Source organism: Phycisphaerae bacterium, from assembly GCA_018003015.1.
Taxonomy (GTDB): Bacteria; Planctomycetota; Phycisphaerae; order UBA1845; family PWPN01; genus JAGNEZ01.
Map to the genome: position 1 here is coordinate 1 of JAGNEZ010000029.1, position 15,899 is coordinate 15,899.

At 62.9% G+C, this 15,899-nt stretch carries 16 protein-coding genes; 7 read left to right on the forward strand and 9 right to left on the reverse strand.

The genetic code is table 11. The annotated features are described in order from the left end of the window. Positions 1-256: 256 nt before the first annotated feature. From KA354_13740 to KA354_13750, 3 genes are all read left to right on the forward strand, one after another. Positions 257-916 (forward strand): DedA family protein, encoded by a 660-nt coding sequence (locus KA354_13740; GenBank protein MBP7935704.1) that lies wholly within the window; start codon positions 257-259, stop codon positions 914-916. Between the two features lie 91 nt (positions 917-1,007). Next, the gene (locus KA354_13745) at positions 1,008-2,219 is read left to right on the forward strand and encodes a glycosyltransferase (GenBank protein ID MBP7935705.1); all 1,212 of its coding nucleotides are present in this window, start codon (positions 1,008-1,010) and stop codon (positions 2,217-2,219) included. A 52-nt stretch (positions 2,220-2,271) separates the two neighbouring features. Then, positions 2,272-2,877 carry a hypothetical protein gene (locus KA354_13750; protein ID MBP7935706.1) on the forward strand — a complete coding sequence of 202 codons (606 nt, stop codon included), beginning with the start codon at positions 2,272-2,274 and terminating at the stop codon, positions 2,875-2,877. A 133-nt stretch (positions 2,878-3,010) separates the two neighbouring features. On the opposite strand, the gene arfB is transcribed toward KA354_13750, so the two are convergent. Beyond that, positions 3,011-3,436 (reverse strand): aminoacyl-tRNA hydrolase, encoded by a 426-nt coding sequence (gene arfB, locus KA354_13755; protein ID MBP7935707.1) that lies wholly within the window; start codon positions 3,434-3,436, stop codon positions 3,011-3,013. A 252-nt stretch (positions 3,437-3,688) separates the two neighbouring features. Next, positions 3,689-4,762 (reverse strand): dihydrodipicolinate synthase family protein, encoded by a 1,074-nt coding sequence (locus KA354_13760; GenBank protein MBP7935708.1) that lies wholly within the window; start codon positions 4,760-4,762, stop codon positions 3,689-3,691. A gap of 143 nt (positions 4,763-4,905) precedes the next feature. Here KA354_13760 and KA354_13765 point away from each other — a divergent pair, with 143 nt between their 5' ends. The 3 genes from KA354_13765 (at position 4,906) to KA354_13775 (ending at position 7,431) form a co-directional block, all read left to right on the forward strand. Beyond that, on the forward strand, positions 4,906-5,874 hold the full coding sequence (locus KA354_13765) for a polyprenyl synthetase family protein (GenBank protein ID MBP7935709.1): 969 nt from the start codon (positions 4,906-4,908) through the stop codon (positions 5,872-5,874). 195 nt (positions 5,875-6,069) lie between these two features. Continuing rightward, positions 6,070-6,273 (forward strand): hypothetical protein, encoded by a 204-nt coding sequence (locus KA354_13770; protein MBP7935710.1) that lies wholly within the window; start codon positions 6,070-6,072, stop codon positions 6,271-6,273. 225 nt (positions 6,274-6,498) lie between these two features. Next, positions 6,499-7,431 carry a rhomboid family intramembrane serine protease gene (locus tag KA354_13775; GenBank protein MBP7935711.1) on the forward strand — a complete coding sequence of 311 codons (933 nt, stop codon included), beginning with the start codon at positions 6,499-6,501 and terminating at the stop codon, positions 7,429-7,431. Positions 7,432-7,717: 286 nt separating this feature from the next. Here the strand turns inward: KA354_13775 and icd are convergent, their stop codons facing one another. Both icd and KA354_13785 read right to left on the reverse strand, forming a co-directional pair. Further along, complete coding sequence (gene icd, locus KA354_13780) at positions 7,718-8,977, reverse strand: NADP-dependent isocitrate dehydrogenase (GenBank protein MBP7935712.1); 1,260 nt, start codon at positions 8,975-8,977, stop codon at positions 7,718-7,720. Positions 8,978-9,082: 105 nt separating this feature from the next. Further along, entirely contained in the window at positions 9,083-10,192 is a 1,110-nt protein-coding gene (locus KA354_13785; GenBank protein MBP7935713.1) for a DegT/DnrJ/EryC1/StrS family aminotransferase, read from the reverse strand. Between the two features lie 209 nt (positions 10,193-10,401). On the opposite strand from KA354_13785, the gene KA354_13790 reads away from it, so the two are divergent. After that, positions 10,402-11,721: a nucleotide sugar dehydrogenase gene (locus KA354_13790; GenBank protein MBP7935714.1), complete on the forward strand. Its 1,320-nt coding sequence runs from the start codon at positions 10,402-10,404 to the stop codon at positions 11,719-11,721. A 193-nt stretch (positions 11,722-11,914) separates the two neighbouring features. Here the strand turns inward: KA354_13790 and KA354_13795 are convergent, their stop codons facing one another. The 5 genes from KA354_13795 to KA354_13815 all read right to left on the reverse strand — a co-directional run bounded on the left by KA354_13795 (position 11,915) and on the right by KA354_13815 (position 15,899). Then, the gene (locus KA354_13795; protein MBP7935715.1) at positions 11,915-12,952 is read right to left on the reverse strand and encodes a sugar phosphate isomerase/epimerase; all 1,038 of its coding nucleotides are present in this window, start codon (positions 12,950-12,952) and stop codon (positions 11,915-11,917) included. 223 nt (positions 12,953-13,175) lie between these two features. Then, positions 13,176-14,219 carry an L-lactate dehydrogenase gene (locus tag KA354_13800; protein MBP7935716.1) on the reverse strand — a complete coding sequence of 348 codons (1,044 nt, stop codon included), beginning with the start codon at positions 14,217-14,219 and terminating at the stop codon, positions 13,176-13,178. A gap of 97 nt (positions 14,220-14,316) precedes the next feature. Next, positions 14,317-14,760: a hypothetical protein gene (locus KA354_13805; GenBank protein MBP7935717.1), complete on the reverse strand. Its 444-nt coding sequence runs from the start codon at positions 14,758-14,760 to the stop codon at positions 14,317-14,319. Between the two features lie 34 nt (positions 14,761-14,794). Then, positions 14,795-15,649, reverse strand: coding sequence for a hypothetical protein (locus tag KA354_13810; GenBank protein ID MBP7935718.1), 855 nt, complete (start codon positions 15,647-15,649; stop codon positions 14,795-14,797). Next, the gene (locus tag KA354_13815) at positions 15,642-15,899 is read right to left on the reverse strand and encodes a hypothetical protein (GenBank protein MBP7935719.1); all 258 of its coding nucleotides are present in this window, start codon (positions 15,897-15,899) and stop codon (positions 15,642-15,644) included. Before KA354_13815 ends, KA354_13810 begins: the two co-directional genes overlap by 8 nt.

Below are 15,899 nucleotides of genomic sequence, written 5' to 3' on the forward strand. Positions count from 1 at the left end.
CTGCGAAGAAAAAAACTTTCGATTTCGGTCGGGATGCCCCTCCCCCCGCGATTCTCAGCCTTTCAGCGAGCCCGGGGCCCTCCGTCCTGCCCCTGCGGTGCGAAGAATCGGCTATTCATCAGGGCTGTGTTCGACGCCAATCGGAACGCGGCATCGAGGGGCGGGTGCACGTCCGATAACTGCAGGGCTCGCATCCGGGCGGTTTTTCGGGTAGAAGGGCCGCCTGGATTCCTGGTTCGAGGCCCGGCACGACGAAATGGGTGACACGATCGATCCGACACCTGCGGCGAGTGATAACCGAGGGAGCCCGTTCAAGGCGGTCTCGCGGTGGCATCTACACCGGCGGATGTATGACTGGGTGCTTCACTGGGCGGACACCCGCTATGGCACCCCGGCCTTGTTCTGTCTTTCCTTCGCCGAGTCCAGCTTCTTCCCCATCCCTCCGGACGTCCTCCTGATCGCCCTCGTATTGGGGGCCCGCCAGCGGTGGTTCCGCTACGCGCTGATCTGTACAGTGGCCAGCGCGCTCGGCGGTCTGGGGGGGTATCTCATCGGTTACGGTCTGTTTGAGACGGTCGGGCGGAAGATCATCGCCTTTTATCAGGCGGAACACTACTACGACAGAGTCATGGACTGGTATCGTCGGTATGACTACTGGATCGTGTTCATCGCCGCCCTGACCCCGATCCCGTACAAAGTCTTTACCATAGCCTCAGGCGTGTTCCACATGAACCTGCTGGGATTCTCCCTGGTGTCGATCGTCGGGCGAGGCATGCGTTTCTTCGCGGTCGCGGCCCTGCTGTACTGGTTCGGCCCGCCGATGAAACGGATCATCGACAGGTATTTCGACCTGCTGTGTGTCCTCTTCGTGGTCCTGCTGGTCGGTGGGTTCTTGGTCATCAAACTCGTTCAGTAGAAGAACGGGGCGTCTGTTTCCTGCCGGGAACTCAAGGCCGGACCGGCCACCCGGCTATTGCCAAGTGGTGAAGGCGCACGATGGAGTCGCCATGATCGGTTTCGTGATTTGGTGCATTCTCTTGGTCGGTGTGGCCTGTGTTTGGGCGTCGCGGCACGTGACCATCTCGCGCGCACGCCGGGACTTTCCTCCCCTGACAGAGGACTACCCCGCGGACGGTAACACGGCGATGCCTTTTCTCAGCGTGCTGATCGCCGCCAAGGATGAGGAAGTCAACATCGAGACGGCCGTGCGCACCATGCTCGACCAGGACTACCCGCATTTCGAGCTGATAGTCATCAACGATCGCAGCACTGATCGAACGGCCGAGATTCTGGAGTCAATCAAGGCCGAGCAGGCGGACGGGCGGCTGAAGGTCATCCACATCAAGGAGCTTCGCGATGGCTGGTTCGGCAAGAACAATGCCATGCAGACCGGCATGCAGGTCGCCCGGGGACAATGGCTGTGTTTTGGGGATGCCGATTGTCGTCAAACTTCACGCAAAACACTCGCAGCGGCTGTCCGGTTTGCCCAAGCGAACAGCCTCGACCTGCTGTCCGTGTTGCCAGAGCTCGAGACGCATGGTCTCTGGGAGCGGATCATCCAGCCGGCCTGCGCGGCGGTGATGGTCTTCTGGTTTCAGCCCAGCCGGGTGAACGATCCGAGGCGCAGCGAGGCATACGCCAACGGGGCCTTTATGCTCATGAACCGCCGCTGCTATGAAACCATCGGCGGGCATGAGGCGGTCCGGACGGAGGTCAACGAGGATATGCACATGGCCCGGCTGACCAAAGAGCGTGGCCTGCGGCTGTACGTCATCCAGGGAGACGGCCTGTACAGGGTGCGGATGTACACCGGCCTGCGGCAGATCTGGCGCGGCTGGAGCCGGATCTTCTACGGTTGCTTCGGCACGTTCCACAAACTGATGGTGACCATGCGCATGCTCACCATCATGAACGTGTTCCCCTACGCCAGCCTGTTAATCGCGGCCTGCGTCCTGCTGACATGGGGAGAGGCGGGGGCAGGCAGTGGCTGGCGGGCGGTGGGCTGCGCGGCCGCTCTGGCAGTGATCGCCCAGCAGACAACCATCGTCCGTTTCTACCGCATCAGCCGGGCCAATCCCTGGTATGCCCCGACGTTCATCATTGGCGCGGTCATGTGTATCGGTATGCTAATCAGTGCGATGCGCAGACTGCGGGGGTGCGGGACGACCACATGGCGTGGCACGACCTACCAGGGGCAGAAAGTGGTCAAGGCATCGTGAGCGATCGATGCGATTAGCCGGCGGTTGAGTCATGCCCTTTGATGTGCCATCTTTGCTCGAGCGTGTTCCCGAGGCGTACCGGGCGTATGTCGTGCCCTGCGGCTTGGCGATCCTCGGCTTGCTGGTTCTGCGCGTGATTTGGGGCCGGCTGGCTCGGTTCCTGCGTCGCCGTCGCCCGCCGATCATCAATCCGAGGCTGGCCAAGTACAGCGTGGACCATGCGGAACTGGATCGGAAGCGGCGTCAGCTGGCCAGGAAGATCGTGGCGACTTCGACCAGTGCGCGGTTGGCCGGCTTCAAGATCATGCGTCAGGTGGAGGCGGTCTTTGTCGAGGGCTATCGCGCACCGGAAGAGGCGATGATTGCGCTGAAGGCGGCGGCTGCCGAGCGCGGGGCCAACGGCATTCTCAACGTCGGCGCAGAGCGGACTGCGGCAGGTCGGTGCAGCGCATCGGGAGACGCGGTGATCGTGGCTGCCATCCAACCATTGCGGCAACCGGCCGCCCCGAGCCGGGAGCTGCCTTCTGCCGAGGATGTCGTCGCTCCCCCGGTGAAGCCCGCGCCACCGGAGCCGACGGGTCCTCCCCCTTCGGCCGCCCGACCTCCTCCCGGGCAATCCCCGCCATCACCTCCCCGCAATCCACTGCTCGACGACTGATCGGTCGCCAGACAAGGAGGCAGCGGTCGCACCCGGCTTCGTCGGGCTTCGCCGTGAGGCCTCGGGGCGCGGAGCTCCTCAGGACGCGCGGATCACGACTCAAGCGTGTCAATGTACCTGGGACCAGGAAGGCTTAGTCGTCGTAGACCAGTTCCGTTTGCCGCGAGCGTTTGACGGTGGATCGTTTGACCTTCTCGTCGAGACGCTTGCGCTGGGCTGAAGGCGGGATGTTGGTCGGTTTCCGGGTCTTCGGCACCTTGAAGGCCTCGGAGAGCAACTCGATGAACCGGTTGACCGCCGCCCGGCGATTGGCCAACTGGGTACGTTCCTTGCTGGAGTGAATCCGCAGAATGCCGTCTTGGGCGATCCGGCTGGACAGGCTCTTGCGGACCAGGGCCTTCTGGGCGGTGGAAAGCGACATACTGCCGCCGACATTGAAGTGGAGCGTGACGCGAGTGTTCACCTTGTTCACGTTCTGGCCGCCCGGCCCCGGACTTCTCTCGAAGGAGAAGCTCAGTTCGTGCTCGCTGACGGATACACCAGAGCAAATGTCGATCATAATCCGCCGCTCCTTCGCGAGTTGCATGCTCGCGATCTGTGCCGTTGAGCAGGAAGCTGCCTGATGGCCCGCGTTCCGCTAAGCCCCTCAAACCGTTAAGCGCGATCCAGAACTTCCGGTCCTGGTCATTCCATTCAGCCCTGGCCGCATGGGTACATTATAGCCGAACCGCTGAACCATGCCAAGCCCCTCGGCAAGATCCGATCGTGTGAAGAAAGGAAATGCTCCTGAAGAGTTAAAAAGAGGTCAGAATTACGCCAGCCATTCGTCGCGATGAGCCGCCACGAAGCGGTCGTCGTTGAGATGCGGATAGGCGGCGTACACGCGGTCAATCTCGGCCATCTGCCCTTCGGAAAGCTCCTCGTGGGGATCCAGGCACCAGCGACCGGCCAGCAGTCCCTGGCGGCGAAGGACCTCGTGAAGCCCGGCAATGCACCCGGCGAAACCGTTGGCTGCATCGAAGAAAGCGCCGTTGGCGTCCGTGATCTCGACGTTCAGACGCAGCCACTCGACCGGAATGGTGTTGCTCCGGGTGTCTGATGCGTGGATCGCCTCGAGCTGTTCTACTGCTTTCCGCGTCCACACCGCCCAGTGTCCGAGCAACCCGCCCACGATCCGCTGGGTGACCGATTTGCCGTCGCGAACGAAGGTGAAGGGTGTCAGAAGATCCGCGATGATGTGGTCGTCGTTTCCGGTGTAGAGGACAACCTGATCCGCCCGACCGGCTTCCGCTACCGCCCGGACGACGTCGTGGGTCTGGTAGCGGTTGAACGGAGCGATCTTGATCGCCGCCAGATTGTCGATCATCGCCAGCTCTCGCCAGAATTCCACCGGCAGCAGTCGTCCGCCGACGGCGGGCTGCAGATAGAAGCCCATGATCGGCATGACTTCCGCCACGGCACGAGCGTGGGAGATGAGGGCCGCCGTCGGCTCGGCCCTCAGGGCGGACAGGCTCAGCAGGCCGATATCGTACCCCAGGTCCTTGGCCTGGACAGCTTCCCGGATCGCCTGGATGGTCGGTCCGCAAAGGCCCGCGGTCTTGACAACCGTCCGACCGGCCTGTCGCTCGTGCCGGCACATCTCTTCGACGGCCAGTTCAAGTACCGGACGGAGTAGTCCGACCCGTGGATCGTGGATCGCGAATTGCGTAGTATGAACTCCGACGGCCAGCCCGCCCACACCGGCCGCCAGGTAGTATCGGCTCAGGGCCTTCTGCCGCCGCTCATCGAGTCGCCGATCCGAGGTCAGAGCCAGAGGATGCGCGGGAATGACCAGCCCGCGGCGGAGCGAATCGCGAACTCGGGTTGCCAGAGCCGGCAGAGCCATCGCCGTTGGAGGATATCCCGGATGGCCCCGGTAGACAATCTGGGGGCTCGCGAACCGTCTCGAACGCCGCTACAATGCGAGGACGGATTGGATCGCACTGGTTTCCCGGCCCAAGGGCCGGAACTGGGGCCGAGAGCCAGAGAATGCCTGCGAGTTCATCATTGTACGAACCGATCGCAACCGACCTCGAGAAGGTCTGCGCCGTGTTCGACGACGAACTGTTCTCGGATCTGCCCGTTGTCAACCAGTTGTGCGCCCATCTTCGGCACTATCGGGGCAAGATGCTCCGGCCCGGCCTGCTGCTCCTGTCCGCCCGGGCCTGCGGCAAGGTGACCGACGAGCACCTGGCCCTGGCCGCGATCGTCGAGCTCATACACATGGCCACCCTGGTCCACGATGATGTGCTTGACGAGGCCGACGTCCGCAGACGGGGGCCGACAATTCACCGGCTGGAAGGGAACGAGGCAGCAGTCCTTCTCGGCGATTACCTCTTCAGTCACGCATTTCACCTCTGCAGCTCGCTGGACTCGCAGTACGCCTCCAGGATCCTGGGGGCGACGACCAACACGGTCTGCGAGGGGGAACTCCATCAGGTTCATCACCGCGGCGACCTCAGCCTCAGCCAGGAGCAGTACCTGGAGATCATTACCCGCAAGACTGCTTCACTCATCGGCACGTGTTGCCGACTGGGCGCTTATTTCGCAGGAGCCGATGAGCGGGTGGCAGCGGCCCTCGAGCAGTACGGTCTGAGTTTCGGGATCGCTTTCCAGATCACCGACGATGTGCTCGACATCATCGGGAATGAGGATCGGATGGGCAAGAGCCTGGGCCGCGATCTTCAGAAACGCAAACTCACCCTGCCGCTGATTCACTCCCTGGCCAAGTCGCCGCCGGAAACACAGCGGAGACTCCGTAAACTCCTCACCGCCGAAGAGCCGGACCGATCCGCGGTCTGCCAGATCCTCGGCGAGACCGACAGCGTGAGCTTCGCGCTCGTGACCGCCCGCAAGTACATCGAAACCGCCACCGCAGCGCTGGCGGTCCTGCCTCCCTCAGACGCCCATGACGCCCTTCGGCGCATGGCCACCTTGGTCAGTGAGCGGGAGCAATAACCTGCCTCCATTGGACAAAAGTGCCCAATCGAGTACCCACCTTGGGCAATAGTGCCCGCATCACGGTCTCCCCGTGCTCGTGCCGGCTCTCCGGATCGGTTCGCGGTCTGGCACGGGAGTTGCACAGGGTCATTCCGAACGGCCTGCAATGGGCAGGCGAGAAATCGTGAGGCGTGTGATTGAAGGAGATCTATCATGATTCGCAAGATTCGCAAAGTCCTGGTGGTGCTGGGTATCAGCGGCGTTACCCTCTTCCAGGCCAATGGGTGTGACACCTTCATGCAGGAGTTCGTCAAGGGCTTCAACCTGGGCTACTCAAGCCAGACCGGCGAGGAGTTCTTCACCCCGTGCAGCGACGGGTCGTACGGTATCCTCGGCGAGTGCCCCAGTGGCGATTGACCGAGCCGGGATGCGGACGCCTCCCCGGTCCAGCGGGGCCCGACCTCTCATGGCCGGGCCCCGTTCGTTGTTGGGCGGCGGTCGGTGAGTGGCGATCAGCGGCAAGACAACCGGACTCGAGGTTCCAGGTCCCCATAACCGGTCCTGCGAGAACTCGCCTGCCAGTTCCGCGTAAGTGTGAAAGAGGTTAACCTTGTGCTCGTCAACCGTACCAGGGAGCGTGAAATGAGTTGGCAGGACCGACCGTATGCACATGAGGACTCCGCCGAAGGGCCCCGCAGATCGTACCACGGGTCGGGCATGGAGCCGCTCAGTGTCACCGCCCTGATCTTCATTGCCAACGCCGTGGTGTTCTACCTCAGGTACGTGCCCGCGATCTACATCCCGGTAGAATCGCTCGGCCAGATGCAGCCGGAGGCCGTGCTCCACGGCCAGGTCTGGCGGTTGTTCACCGCCACCTACCTGCATGTCAATCTGACTCACATTCTGCTCAATATGCTGGGCTTGTACTTCCTCGGCCCGGCTCTGGAACGGGTCTGGGGACGGCGGCAGTTCTTCCTGGTCTACACGCTTGGCGGTGTCGCTGGGAACATCCTGTTCACCGCGGCCGGCACTATCGGGTGGATCGAATCCACGACGTTGGGCATGGGCGCCTCGGGGAGCATCCTGGCGTTGCTCGGTGCCGCGTCGGTACTGTTCCCCGACGCGGAGATCTATGTCTACTTCCTGTTGCCAGTGCGGATTCGGACCTTCGCCATCGCCTACGGCGCCTGGTTCGTGTACAACATCGTTCATAAGGGCTCCAACTACGGCGGCGATCTGTGCCACCTGGGCGGCATCCTGCTCGGCTACTGGTGGGCGGAGTCCGGCGGCGTTTCGATTTCCGGCAAGCACTACACCACCAGCGACCCCGGATCAATGGCCGCCAAGCTGAAATCGTTGGTCAGACCGAGTCTCACCGGTTCCGCGAACCGTCCCTTCGAAGCCAGCCAGGAGCATGCGGACCAGGAGACCATCGATCGTATCCTCGGCAAGATCTCTGAGAAGGGGATCGACGGCCTGTCGCCGGAGGAGAAGGCCGCTCTGGGGGAGGCAACACGCCGGTCGCGTAAACGGGGTGGTGATTCGGCTCCGCCAAGCCCTTCCGGTTCACCGTAGATCATGGGTGAAATGGCCCGCGCGTGTTCCTGGCAGCGGCCGAACAGGCTCGCGTCTCCGGATCTACCCGCTCGACATGACGCGGATTCAGGGGCGAGGATAGAGCACAAGTGCCGTGTTCCCGGCTGGCCACCAGTATCTTCATGCCCCCTTTCCAGAGCGCGAGGCCTGGCGGATCGCTGCCGAGGGGACCAAGGATGGATGACGTCACGTCGGTCGGCATCCGCGCCAGCGGTGCGAGGGCCCTGCGGCAAAGCTTGGCGTGAGCATCTGCACCGGTGCGTCCTCAGCCCATGTGCTGCACGATCGCCTCCCCAAACTCGCTGCACTTGAGCAGCTTGGCCGGGACGCCCTCGGCCACCATCAGGCGGTGGAAGTCGTACGTCACGGTGCGGGCGGCGATGGCCCCGTCCATGCCCTTGAGCACAAGATCGGCGGCCTCGTTCCAGCCGAGATGGCGGAACATCATCTCGCCGGAGAGGATGACCGAACCGGGGTTGACCTGGTCGAGCCCCGCGTACTTCGGAGCGGTACCATGGGTTGCCTCGAAGATCGCATGGCCGGTGTGATAGTTGATGTTGCCGCCGGGGGCGATGCCGATGCCTCCAACCTGGGCCGCCAAGGCGTCGGAGATGTAGTCGCCGTTCAGGTTCAGCGTGGCGATGACGTCGTACTCAGCCGGGCGGAGCAGGATCTGCTGCAGGAAGGCGTCGGCGATCACGTCCTTTACGACGACCGCGCCCCTCTTCGTGGGGATCTGGCACCAGGGACCGCCGTCGATCGGTGTCGCTCCGTAGGCCTCTCGGGCTAGCGCGTACCCCCAATCGCGGAAGCCGCCCTCGGTGTACTTCATGATGTTGCCCTTGTGGACCAGGCTCACGCTCCTGCGGTTGTTGGCCAGGCAGTAGTCGATCGCGGCGGCCACCAGGCGCTGGGTTCCTTCGGCACTGACCGGCTTGATGCCGATGGCCGAGGTCTTGGGAAACCGGATCTTGCTCGACTGCTGAGGGAATGCCTCTTGAAAGAGCTCCGCGAATCGCCGGGCGTCCTCGCTGCCGGCCGCGAACTCGATGCCCGCGTAGATGTCCTCGGTGTTCTCGCGGAAGATGACCATATCGACTAGTTCGGGTTTGCGAACCGGCGAGGGTACGCCCTGGAAGTAGCGCACCGGGCGGAGGCAGACATAGAGATCGAGCAATTGGCGCAGGGCGACGTTGAGCGAGCGGATGCCACCGCCCACCGGCGTGGTCAGCGGACCCTTGATCCCGACCAGGTAAGTCCGGAAGCCCTCGACGGTCTCATCCGGCAGCCAGCTGTGGATCGTCTTGAAGGCCTCCTCGCCCGCCAGCAGCTGCAGCCAGGCGATCCGGCGTCTGCCCGCGTAGGCCTTCTCCACGGCGGCGTCCAGGACGCGTTGTGAGGCGCGCCAGATGTCCGGCCCAGTGCCGTCGCCGGCGATGAACGGGATGATCGGGCGATCCGGCACTTCAAGCCGGTCGCCGCGCTTACGAATGGGATCGCCTGACACCGCTGATCGAGAAGCCATCGTTGTTCGCACCCCGGAACCGAGCCCGCTCGACTCCGTGAAGAGAGTGTTCTACCTGAACCATCACTGCCGACACGGCGGCGCTACGCTCACCGAGAGGGGCTTTCACAGAAGCCCGCGCAGGACCACGCACACCCGGTCAACTTCCGACTCGGTCAATTGCCCGTGAAAGGGAAGAGCCACAGTCCGATCGGAGAGAGCTTCGCAGATCGGGAAGTCACCGGGCTTGAACCCGTAGTCCTTCATGTAGAAGGGTTGCAGGTGTACCGGGGGGAAGTAGTTGCTGCTCTGGACGCCCTTCTCCCGAAGCGCCACCAGCAGCCGGTCCCGGTCTTTGCTGGTGTAACAGTCGTCGAGCCGGACCACCATGACGAAGTGGCTGATCTTGCACTCGGGCAGCACGCGCTGCATGGTGACGCGGGGAATGTCGCCGAGCCGTTTGATGTAGTAGCTCGCCACCCGTGCGCGGTTCGCCAGAATATCGTCGATACGCTTCATCTGGGCAACGCCCAGGGCACAGTTGATCTCGCTCAGCCGGAAATTGAAACCGACGCGGACATGGGCGAGCCAGCCCCCGCCCGCACCACGGCCTTGGTTCCGCATGGAGATCACCTGGTGGCAAATGTCCTCATCGTCGGTGACGACCATCCCTCCCTCGCCCGTGGTCACCTGCTTGTTGGGATAGAAGCCAAAGACGCCAACGTCACCCAGCGTACCGGCCATCCTGCCCTTGTAGGTCGCGCCCAACGCTTCGCAGGAATCCTCGATCACGCGGAGGTTGTGACGCCTGGCCGTCTCGCAGATCGGGTCCATGTCCGCCGGCTGTCCAAACACGTCAACGGGCAAGATCGCCTTGGTTCGGGGGGTGATGGCGGCGGAAACCCGTCTCGCGTCTATGTTCCACGTCTCCGAATCGATGTCCACAAAGACGGGCTTGGCCCCTTCGAACTGGAAGCAATTCACCGAGGCAATGAACGTGAACGGTGTGGTGATCACCTCATCGCCGGGCCCGATGCCCATGGCCCGAACGCAGAGGTGCAGGCCACTGGTGCCGCTATTCATGGCGGCCGCAAAACGCGTGCCGACAAACCGCGCGACCAGTCGTTCAAACTCAACCATCCGAGGTCCCAGGGCCAACTGCGGGCTGAGCATGGCTTCAGCCACCGCGTCGCGCTCCGCTTGGGTGATGTCCGGACGGGACAACGAGATTTCCATCGAGTCTCTCCTTATCAAGGCTGCGCCAAGGGGTTAGCATTATAGCCGATCGGCGTTTTCGCCGAAATAGCTCTGTGAGTGGGCCGATTCCCGCAGGCCCGCAGTGGCCGAAAACCGGCGACTGGCAGGCGCACAGCGTCCTCCTGAGGCGTGGGACGGCGCCAGTGGTACGTTAATTCGTTGAATCCTCTGAACCAAGGAGATCTCCGTTGCTGGAAAAAAGACTGCTCACGAAGATTAAGAACAAAACGGCTCGGGTAGGAATTCTAGGGATGGGCTACGTCGGTCTGCCCCTCGCCCGCACCTTCTGCGGGGCGGGCTTCCGTGTCTTGGGCTTCGACATCGATCCGGTCAAGATCAAGAAGCTGACCTCCGGGCAGAGCTACATCAAGCATATCCCGGCTAACACCATTCGCGGCCTGCTCAGCAAGGGGCTATTCAAGGCGACGTGCGACCCCAAGGCTCTGCGGACCTGCGATGCCTTGCTGATCTGCGTTCCCACGCCCTTGTCCAGAACGCGCGACCCGGACATGACTTACGTGGTGAAGACGACCGAGACCATCGCCGGCCAACTCCAGCGTGGACAACTGGTGGTCCTCGAAAGCACGACCTATCCAGGCACGACCCGTGAAGTCTGCATCCCCATCCTGGAGACCAGCGGACTAAAGGTCAGCAAGGACTTCTTCCTGGCCTTCTCACCGGAGCGCGAGGACCCGGGCCGCGAGGACTTCACCACGGAGACCATCACCAAGGTCGTCGGTGGCCACGACCGGCCGAGCATGAATGTGGCTGCCGCCCTGTATGGGGCCGCGATCGCCAAGGTCAAGCCGGTAACCAGTTGCGATGTGGCCGAGGCCGCCAAGATCATCGAGAACGTCTACCGTTGCGTGAACATCGCCATGGTGAACGAGCTGAAGATGCTCTTCGAGCGAATGGGCATCGACATCTGGGAGGTCATCGAGGCGGCCAAGACCAAGCCGTTCGGTTTCCAGGCGTTCTACCCCGGACCGGGCCTGGGCGGACACTGCATTCCCATCGATCCGTTCTACCTGACCTGGAAGGCCAGAGAGTTCGGCATGGCCACTCGGTTCATCGAACTGGCGGGAGAGATCAACACCGCCATGCCCGAGTACGTGGTCAACCACTGCGCCTCCGCCCTGAACGAGCACCAGAAGGCCTTGAAGGGTGCCAGAGTGCTCGTGTTGGGACTCGCTTACAAGAAGAACATTGACGACATTCGCGAATCCCCCTCGATCGAGTTGATCGAGATCCTCAGGCGCCGCGGGGCCAAGGTCGACTACAACGACCCCTACGTTCCCACCACCCACAAGCAGCGCGAACACGATCTGAAGATGAAGTCCGTGCCGATCACCCCGGCTAATCTCAGGAAGTACGACTGTGTGGTCGTGTCCACCGACCACGACTGCTACGACTACGCCGCGATCATTAAGAACAGCAAGATCGTCGTGGATAGCCGGAACGCATGTGCCCGCGTGAAGGGACCCAAGAAGAACGTGTACAAGGCCTGATCGGAGGCGATCGCCAGGTTGCGACGCGCGATCGAAGTCCTCGAATCACAGAACGACGAATGCTCACAGGCCGGCGGACTCCCAAGGAACCCGCCGGCCTGGGTTTTCTCTGCATCCGGCCCCTCGCCTCAGGAATACCCGCGACACGGTGAAAGCCAAAGACGATCCAAGTCACGGGGGCGAAAGGCGGCCGCTAGTCCTCGCTGAACGCCGCGTCGAAGGCCACTTGCGACGGGGCGAAGTTGACCTTCTTCACGAACTCGCAGGCCTCGGCGGCACCGAACTCGCGGTCCATGCCGCCATCTTCCCATTCAACCGACAACGGACCCTGGTAGCCGGCCTTGTTCAACGCCCGGATGATGGCGTCGAAGTCAACCGAGCCGTGGCCCAACGACCTGAAATCCCAGAAGCGGTCAGGATGGCCGAAGTCCAGGTGCCCGCCGAACACGCCAGCCCGGGTCGGCACCTTGGACCAGCCGACGTCCTTCATGTGCACGTGGAAAACGCGGTCGCCAAACTCGCGGATGAAGCGTACGTAGTCGACGCCTTGATAGCCCAGGTGGCTGGGGTCGTAGTTGAAGCCGAACCGCTTGTGGTACTTGATGGCCTCGAGCGCCCGAGCAGCGCTGGCGATGTCGAAGGCGATCTCGGTCGGATGCACTTCCAGCGCGAAGTAAACGTCCTCCTGCTCGAAAACGTCGAGGATGGGCGCCCATCGCTTGGCGAAGTCGGCAAATCCGGCTTCAATCTGGCCCGGCTGGACCGGCGGGAACGAGTAGAGCAGGTGCCAGATACTGCTGCCAGTGAAACCGTTGACCACGACTCTCTTGGTCTTCTTGCGAACCGCAGCCGGGGCGGCATCAAAGAACTTGCGCGCCGCACGGGCACTGTCCATCATCTCGACCGCGGCCCGCTTCTTCACGCCGTCCGGCTTCCCATCCCCCCAAACGTGATCCGGCAGAATCGACTTGTGCCTGGCATCGACCAGATCGCACACCGCCTGGCCAACAAGGTGGTTGCTGATGGCGAAGCACTCCAGCTTGTTCTTGCTGAGCGTTTCCCACTTCCGCTTGCAGTAGCTGCGATCCTCCAGGGCCTTGCTCACCTCGAAGTGGTCGCCCCAGCAGGCCAGTTCCAGACCCTCGTAGCCAAACTTCTTGGCTTTCTTGCACAGGACGTCCAACTTGAGATCCGCCCACTGTCCGGTGAAGAGCGTGACCGGTCTTGCCATCGTCAGGCCTTCCTTTCGTGATGTGACCAACTCACCCTGATCCGTCGCCTGGCGCCTTCGCCAAGGCCACCCCTCGCACTCGACCCACCGGCAAAGAGTGGTCGCCTGCCACTGTTTCGCCTCATGGGACCGCGCTTGTATCCGGATCATACCATGACCGGGGCAGTCCGGGCAACACGATGTGTAACCTCTTTTATATCATAGAGTTAAGGCCAGCACGCCACTAGAACCTTTCGGAACACCCAAGTATCGCCGGCGGGGCCGGGTGATCCGCTCCCCGGGGCCCGAGAACACCGCGTCGCAGGCCCGCCGATCGGCAGGCCTCTCGAATGATCCGGGCCGAGGCTTGGAAGGCGGCTAGTTCCTTGGCGTTCATCGGCACGGGCAGGACTCGCCGGGCGCCGTGGCGGTTGACCAGGCACGGGACCGACAAGCAGACATCGGAAACGCCGAAGTAGTTCTCGAGCAGTCGGGAGACGGTGAGCACCGCGCTCTCGTCACGGCGGATGGCCTCCATGATCCGCGCGACGGCCAGGCCGACAGCCCAGTTCGTTGCGCCCTTGGCCGCGATGATCTCGCCCGCCGCACCCTCGACCTGGGCATTGATCTCCGTCCGATCGGTGTCGGTCAGCCGCCCACCCTTGGAATCCACCATGCATCGCAGCGGTGTGGCTCCGATGTCGGCACTGGACCAGAGCAGCAACTTGCTGTCGCCATGCTCGCCGACGACATAGGCATGCACGCTCCGCGGGGCGACGCCGAGACGTTCCGCCAGCAAAGACACGAAACGGGCGCTGTCCAGGACCGTCCCGGAGCCGAGTACCCGGTCGGGGCCACCGTGGTGTAGTATGGACGCCTGATAGGTGAGGACATCCACCGGATTGGAGACGATGAGCAGGATCGCGTTCGGGGCAACCTCGGAGATCGCGGGAATCAGGTGATTGAAAATGGCGACATTGGCTTGGATCAGATCCAGCCTGGACTGCCCCGGTTTCTGCTTGGCGCCGGCGGTGACAATGACGATCTCTGCCTCGGCGCAGTCCACCACATCACCCGCCCAGAGGCGAACAGTGGGGACGAACCGCCGGCCATGGTCGAGGTCCTTGGCCTCGGCCTCGCACTTGGCCCTGTTCTGGTCGATGAGGACGATCTGCGATGCAAGGCCGCGAAGCATGGTCGCATAGGCGATGGTCGAACCTACCGAGCCCGCGCCGATGATCGCGATGCGTCCTGCTGGGGCGGCCGTGGAATCGGGTTCGATGGACATGCCGAATTGCCTGCTCCTGTGGACCGAGAAACACAAGCCGGCTTCATTATAGGCGGGGTGTGGCAGTGGGGGTCGTGTTTTCACGACCAGGAGGAGATCAAGGAGTCGGAGTTCGAGCCTGGATCTCCTGGCGGACGGCGGCCTGTGCCAGTCCCAGGCTGCTGAGCGCCTTCTGGGCGACGCAGCCTTTTTCCAGCAGGAGAGCCAGGAGGAGGTGTTCCGTGCAAACCTCCTTGCTGCCGAGCTTGCGGGCCTCCTCGATGGCCAGGGCGACGACATTGCGGAAGTGCGGCGTGCCCGGCAGCCGGCCAAAGACCCAGGTGTCCTCCATGCTCGCCTTCACCAGCTTGTCCACCTCGGCTTTGATCTTGTCCTTGCTCAGTCCGTGGCCTTTCAGGATCTGCGCCCCGGAATCTCTGACCCCCTCGGCGATCGCCAGGAGAACATGCTCGGTGCCGACGTACTCCAGCTCGTATTCGCGGGCAATAGTGTTGGCCTGCTTGATGACTCGATGGACTTCGTGACTCAACTGCTCGTACATGAGAGTGCGTCCTTCCGCAAGTAGATGAGCACAACTATACCCACAGCGGCGGTGCCTCACAAGCACGGGGCGGGGAGGGCCATTCGGCCTGTGCAGCCGGCTGCGAGTCGGGCGGCGATGACCCCGGCCGCAAGTAGGTGTAGATCAGGCTGAGCAGAGCGACAATGACCGAGGCCACAAGCGTGATCTTGATGATCTTCAGCCGGTTGGCGATTTCCCGATCTCGCCATTCCGCCAGCCGTTGGTCAATTTCGTCGAGCTTGCGATCAATACGAGCCTCGATCTCGTCGAGCTTCTCGCGGACGTAGTCGTCGGCCACACCGCGCAGCTTGCGGGCGATCCCGCCGACCACGCCTTCCTCGGCGATATGCTCCTTCAGGCTGGGAACGCCCGCCTCCTCCGGCAGAAAGTGGTAGGCTTCGCTCTCCTCGCCAGCCGAGCCGGCGATGGCCTTGGTGATCAGTGAGCCGACCAGCTTTCGCCGCTGACGGCGCACGCGATCCCAGAAGCACTCGGCGTCGCGGAGTCGAGCCTCGATGACGTTACGCGGCTCACCGTCACGAGCGACCAGCCCGCGCAGCCTGGCTAGGGCCACGAGCCCCCGATCACTCAGCGTCTGTACCTCCATCTTCCTGATGGTGGCGATGTGACGGGCCAGTTCCTCCTTGCCGGCAGACTTGCGCACCGGGTGCCGAGCCCAGACCGCGATGTCGAGCATCGCTTCCCGGTCGAGTTCTAGGAGCAGTTCCTGCCGCTCTCGAACCAGGCGGAGCAGCTCGCCGCGGCCCATCTCGGAATTCAACTCCAGGCCAAGCTCGCTTCCGTAGCGGACCAGTTCGTCCGCCGGCAGTTCGCTGATCGCCTGAGTCTTCTTCGCGCCGTTATCCATGGTGCATGCAAACCAGTGCCAACAGCATGGCCGACAAAACGGCGATCTGCAAGAGCTCTCCGGCGAAACGCGCGGACCTCATCCTCAGTAGCAGTACAAGGGTGTAACGTCCGAGAATCGCCGTCTGGCGCGAGCTGCCGAAGTAGGCGAGCCAACCCCAGAGCGACCGCCCGGTCACCACCACGGCATACACCGTGCAGACCGTGGCCAGTAGCCAGCGGAACCAGACGAAAAGGTCAAACTCGTCCAT

Excerpts from the sequence above, each read along its gene's own strand:
- KA354_13740 (MBP7935704.1), top strand. The coding sequence starts at position 257 with ATGGGTGACACGATCGATCCGACACCTGCGGCGAGTGATAACCGAGGG.
- KA354_13745 (MBP7935705.1), top strand. The coding sequence starts at position 1,008 with ATGATCGGTTTCGTGATTTGGTGCATTCTCTTGGTCGGTGTGGCCTGT.
- arfB (MBP7935707.1), bottom strand. The coding sequence starts at position 3,436 with ATGATCGACATTTGCTCTGGTGTATCCGTCAGCGAGCACGAACTGAGC.
- KA354_13760 (MBP7935708.1), bottom strand. The coding sequence starts at position 4,762 with ATGGCTCTGCCGGCTCTGGCAACCCGAGTTCGCGATTCGCTCCGCCGC.
- KA354_13765 (MBP7935709.1), top strand. The coding sequence starts at position 4,906 with ATGCCTGCGAGTTCATCATTGTACGAACCGATCGCAACCGACCTCGAG.
- KA354_13770 (MBP7935710.1), top strand. The coding sequence starts at position 6,070 with ATGATTCGCAAGATTCGCAAAGTCCTGGTGGTGCTGGGTATCAGCGGC.
- KA354_13775 (MBP7935711.1), top strand. The coding sequence starts at position 6,499 with ATGAGTTGGCAGGACCGACCGTATGCACATGAGGACTCCGCCGAAGGG.
- icd (MBP7935712.1), bottom strand. The coding sequence starts at position 8,977 with ATGGCTTCTCGATCAGCGGTGTCAGGCGATCCCATTCGTAAGCGCGGC.
- KA354_13785 (MBP7935713.1), bottom strand. The coding sequence starts at position 10,192 with ATGGAAATCTCGTTGTCCCGTCCGGACATCACCCAAGCGGAGCGCGAC.
- KA354_13795 (MBP7935715.1), bottom strand. The coding sequence starts at position 12,952 with ATGGCAAGACCGGTCACGCTCTTCACCGGACAGTGGGCGGATCTCAAG.
- KA354_13800 (MBP7935716.1), bottom strand. The coding sequence starts at position 14,219 with ATGTCCATCGAACCCGATTCCACGGCCGCCCCAGCAGGACGCATCGCG.
- KA354_13805 (MBP7935717.1), bottom strand. The coding sequence starts at position 14,760 with ATGTACGAGCAGTTGAGTCACGAAGTCCATCGAGTCATCAAGCAGGCC.
- KA354_13810 (MBP7935718.1), bottom strand. The coding sequence starts at position 15,649 with ATGGATAACGGCGCGAAGAAGACTCAGGCGATCAGCGAACTGCCGGCG.
- KA354_13815 (MBP7935719.1), bottom strand. The coding sequence starts at position 15,899 with ATGGACGAGTTTGACCTTTTCGTCTGGTTCCGCTGGCTACTGGCCACG.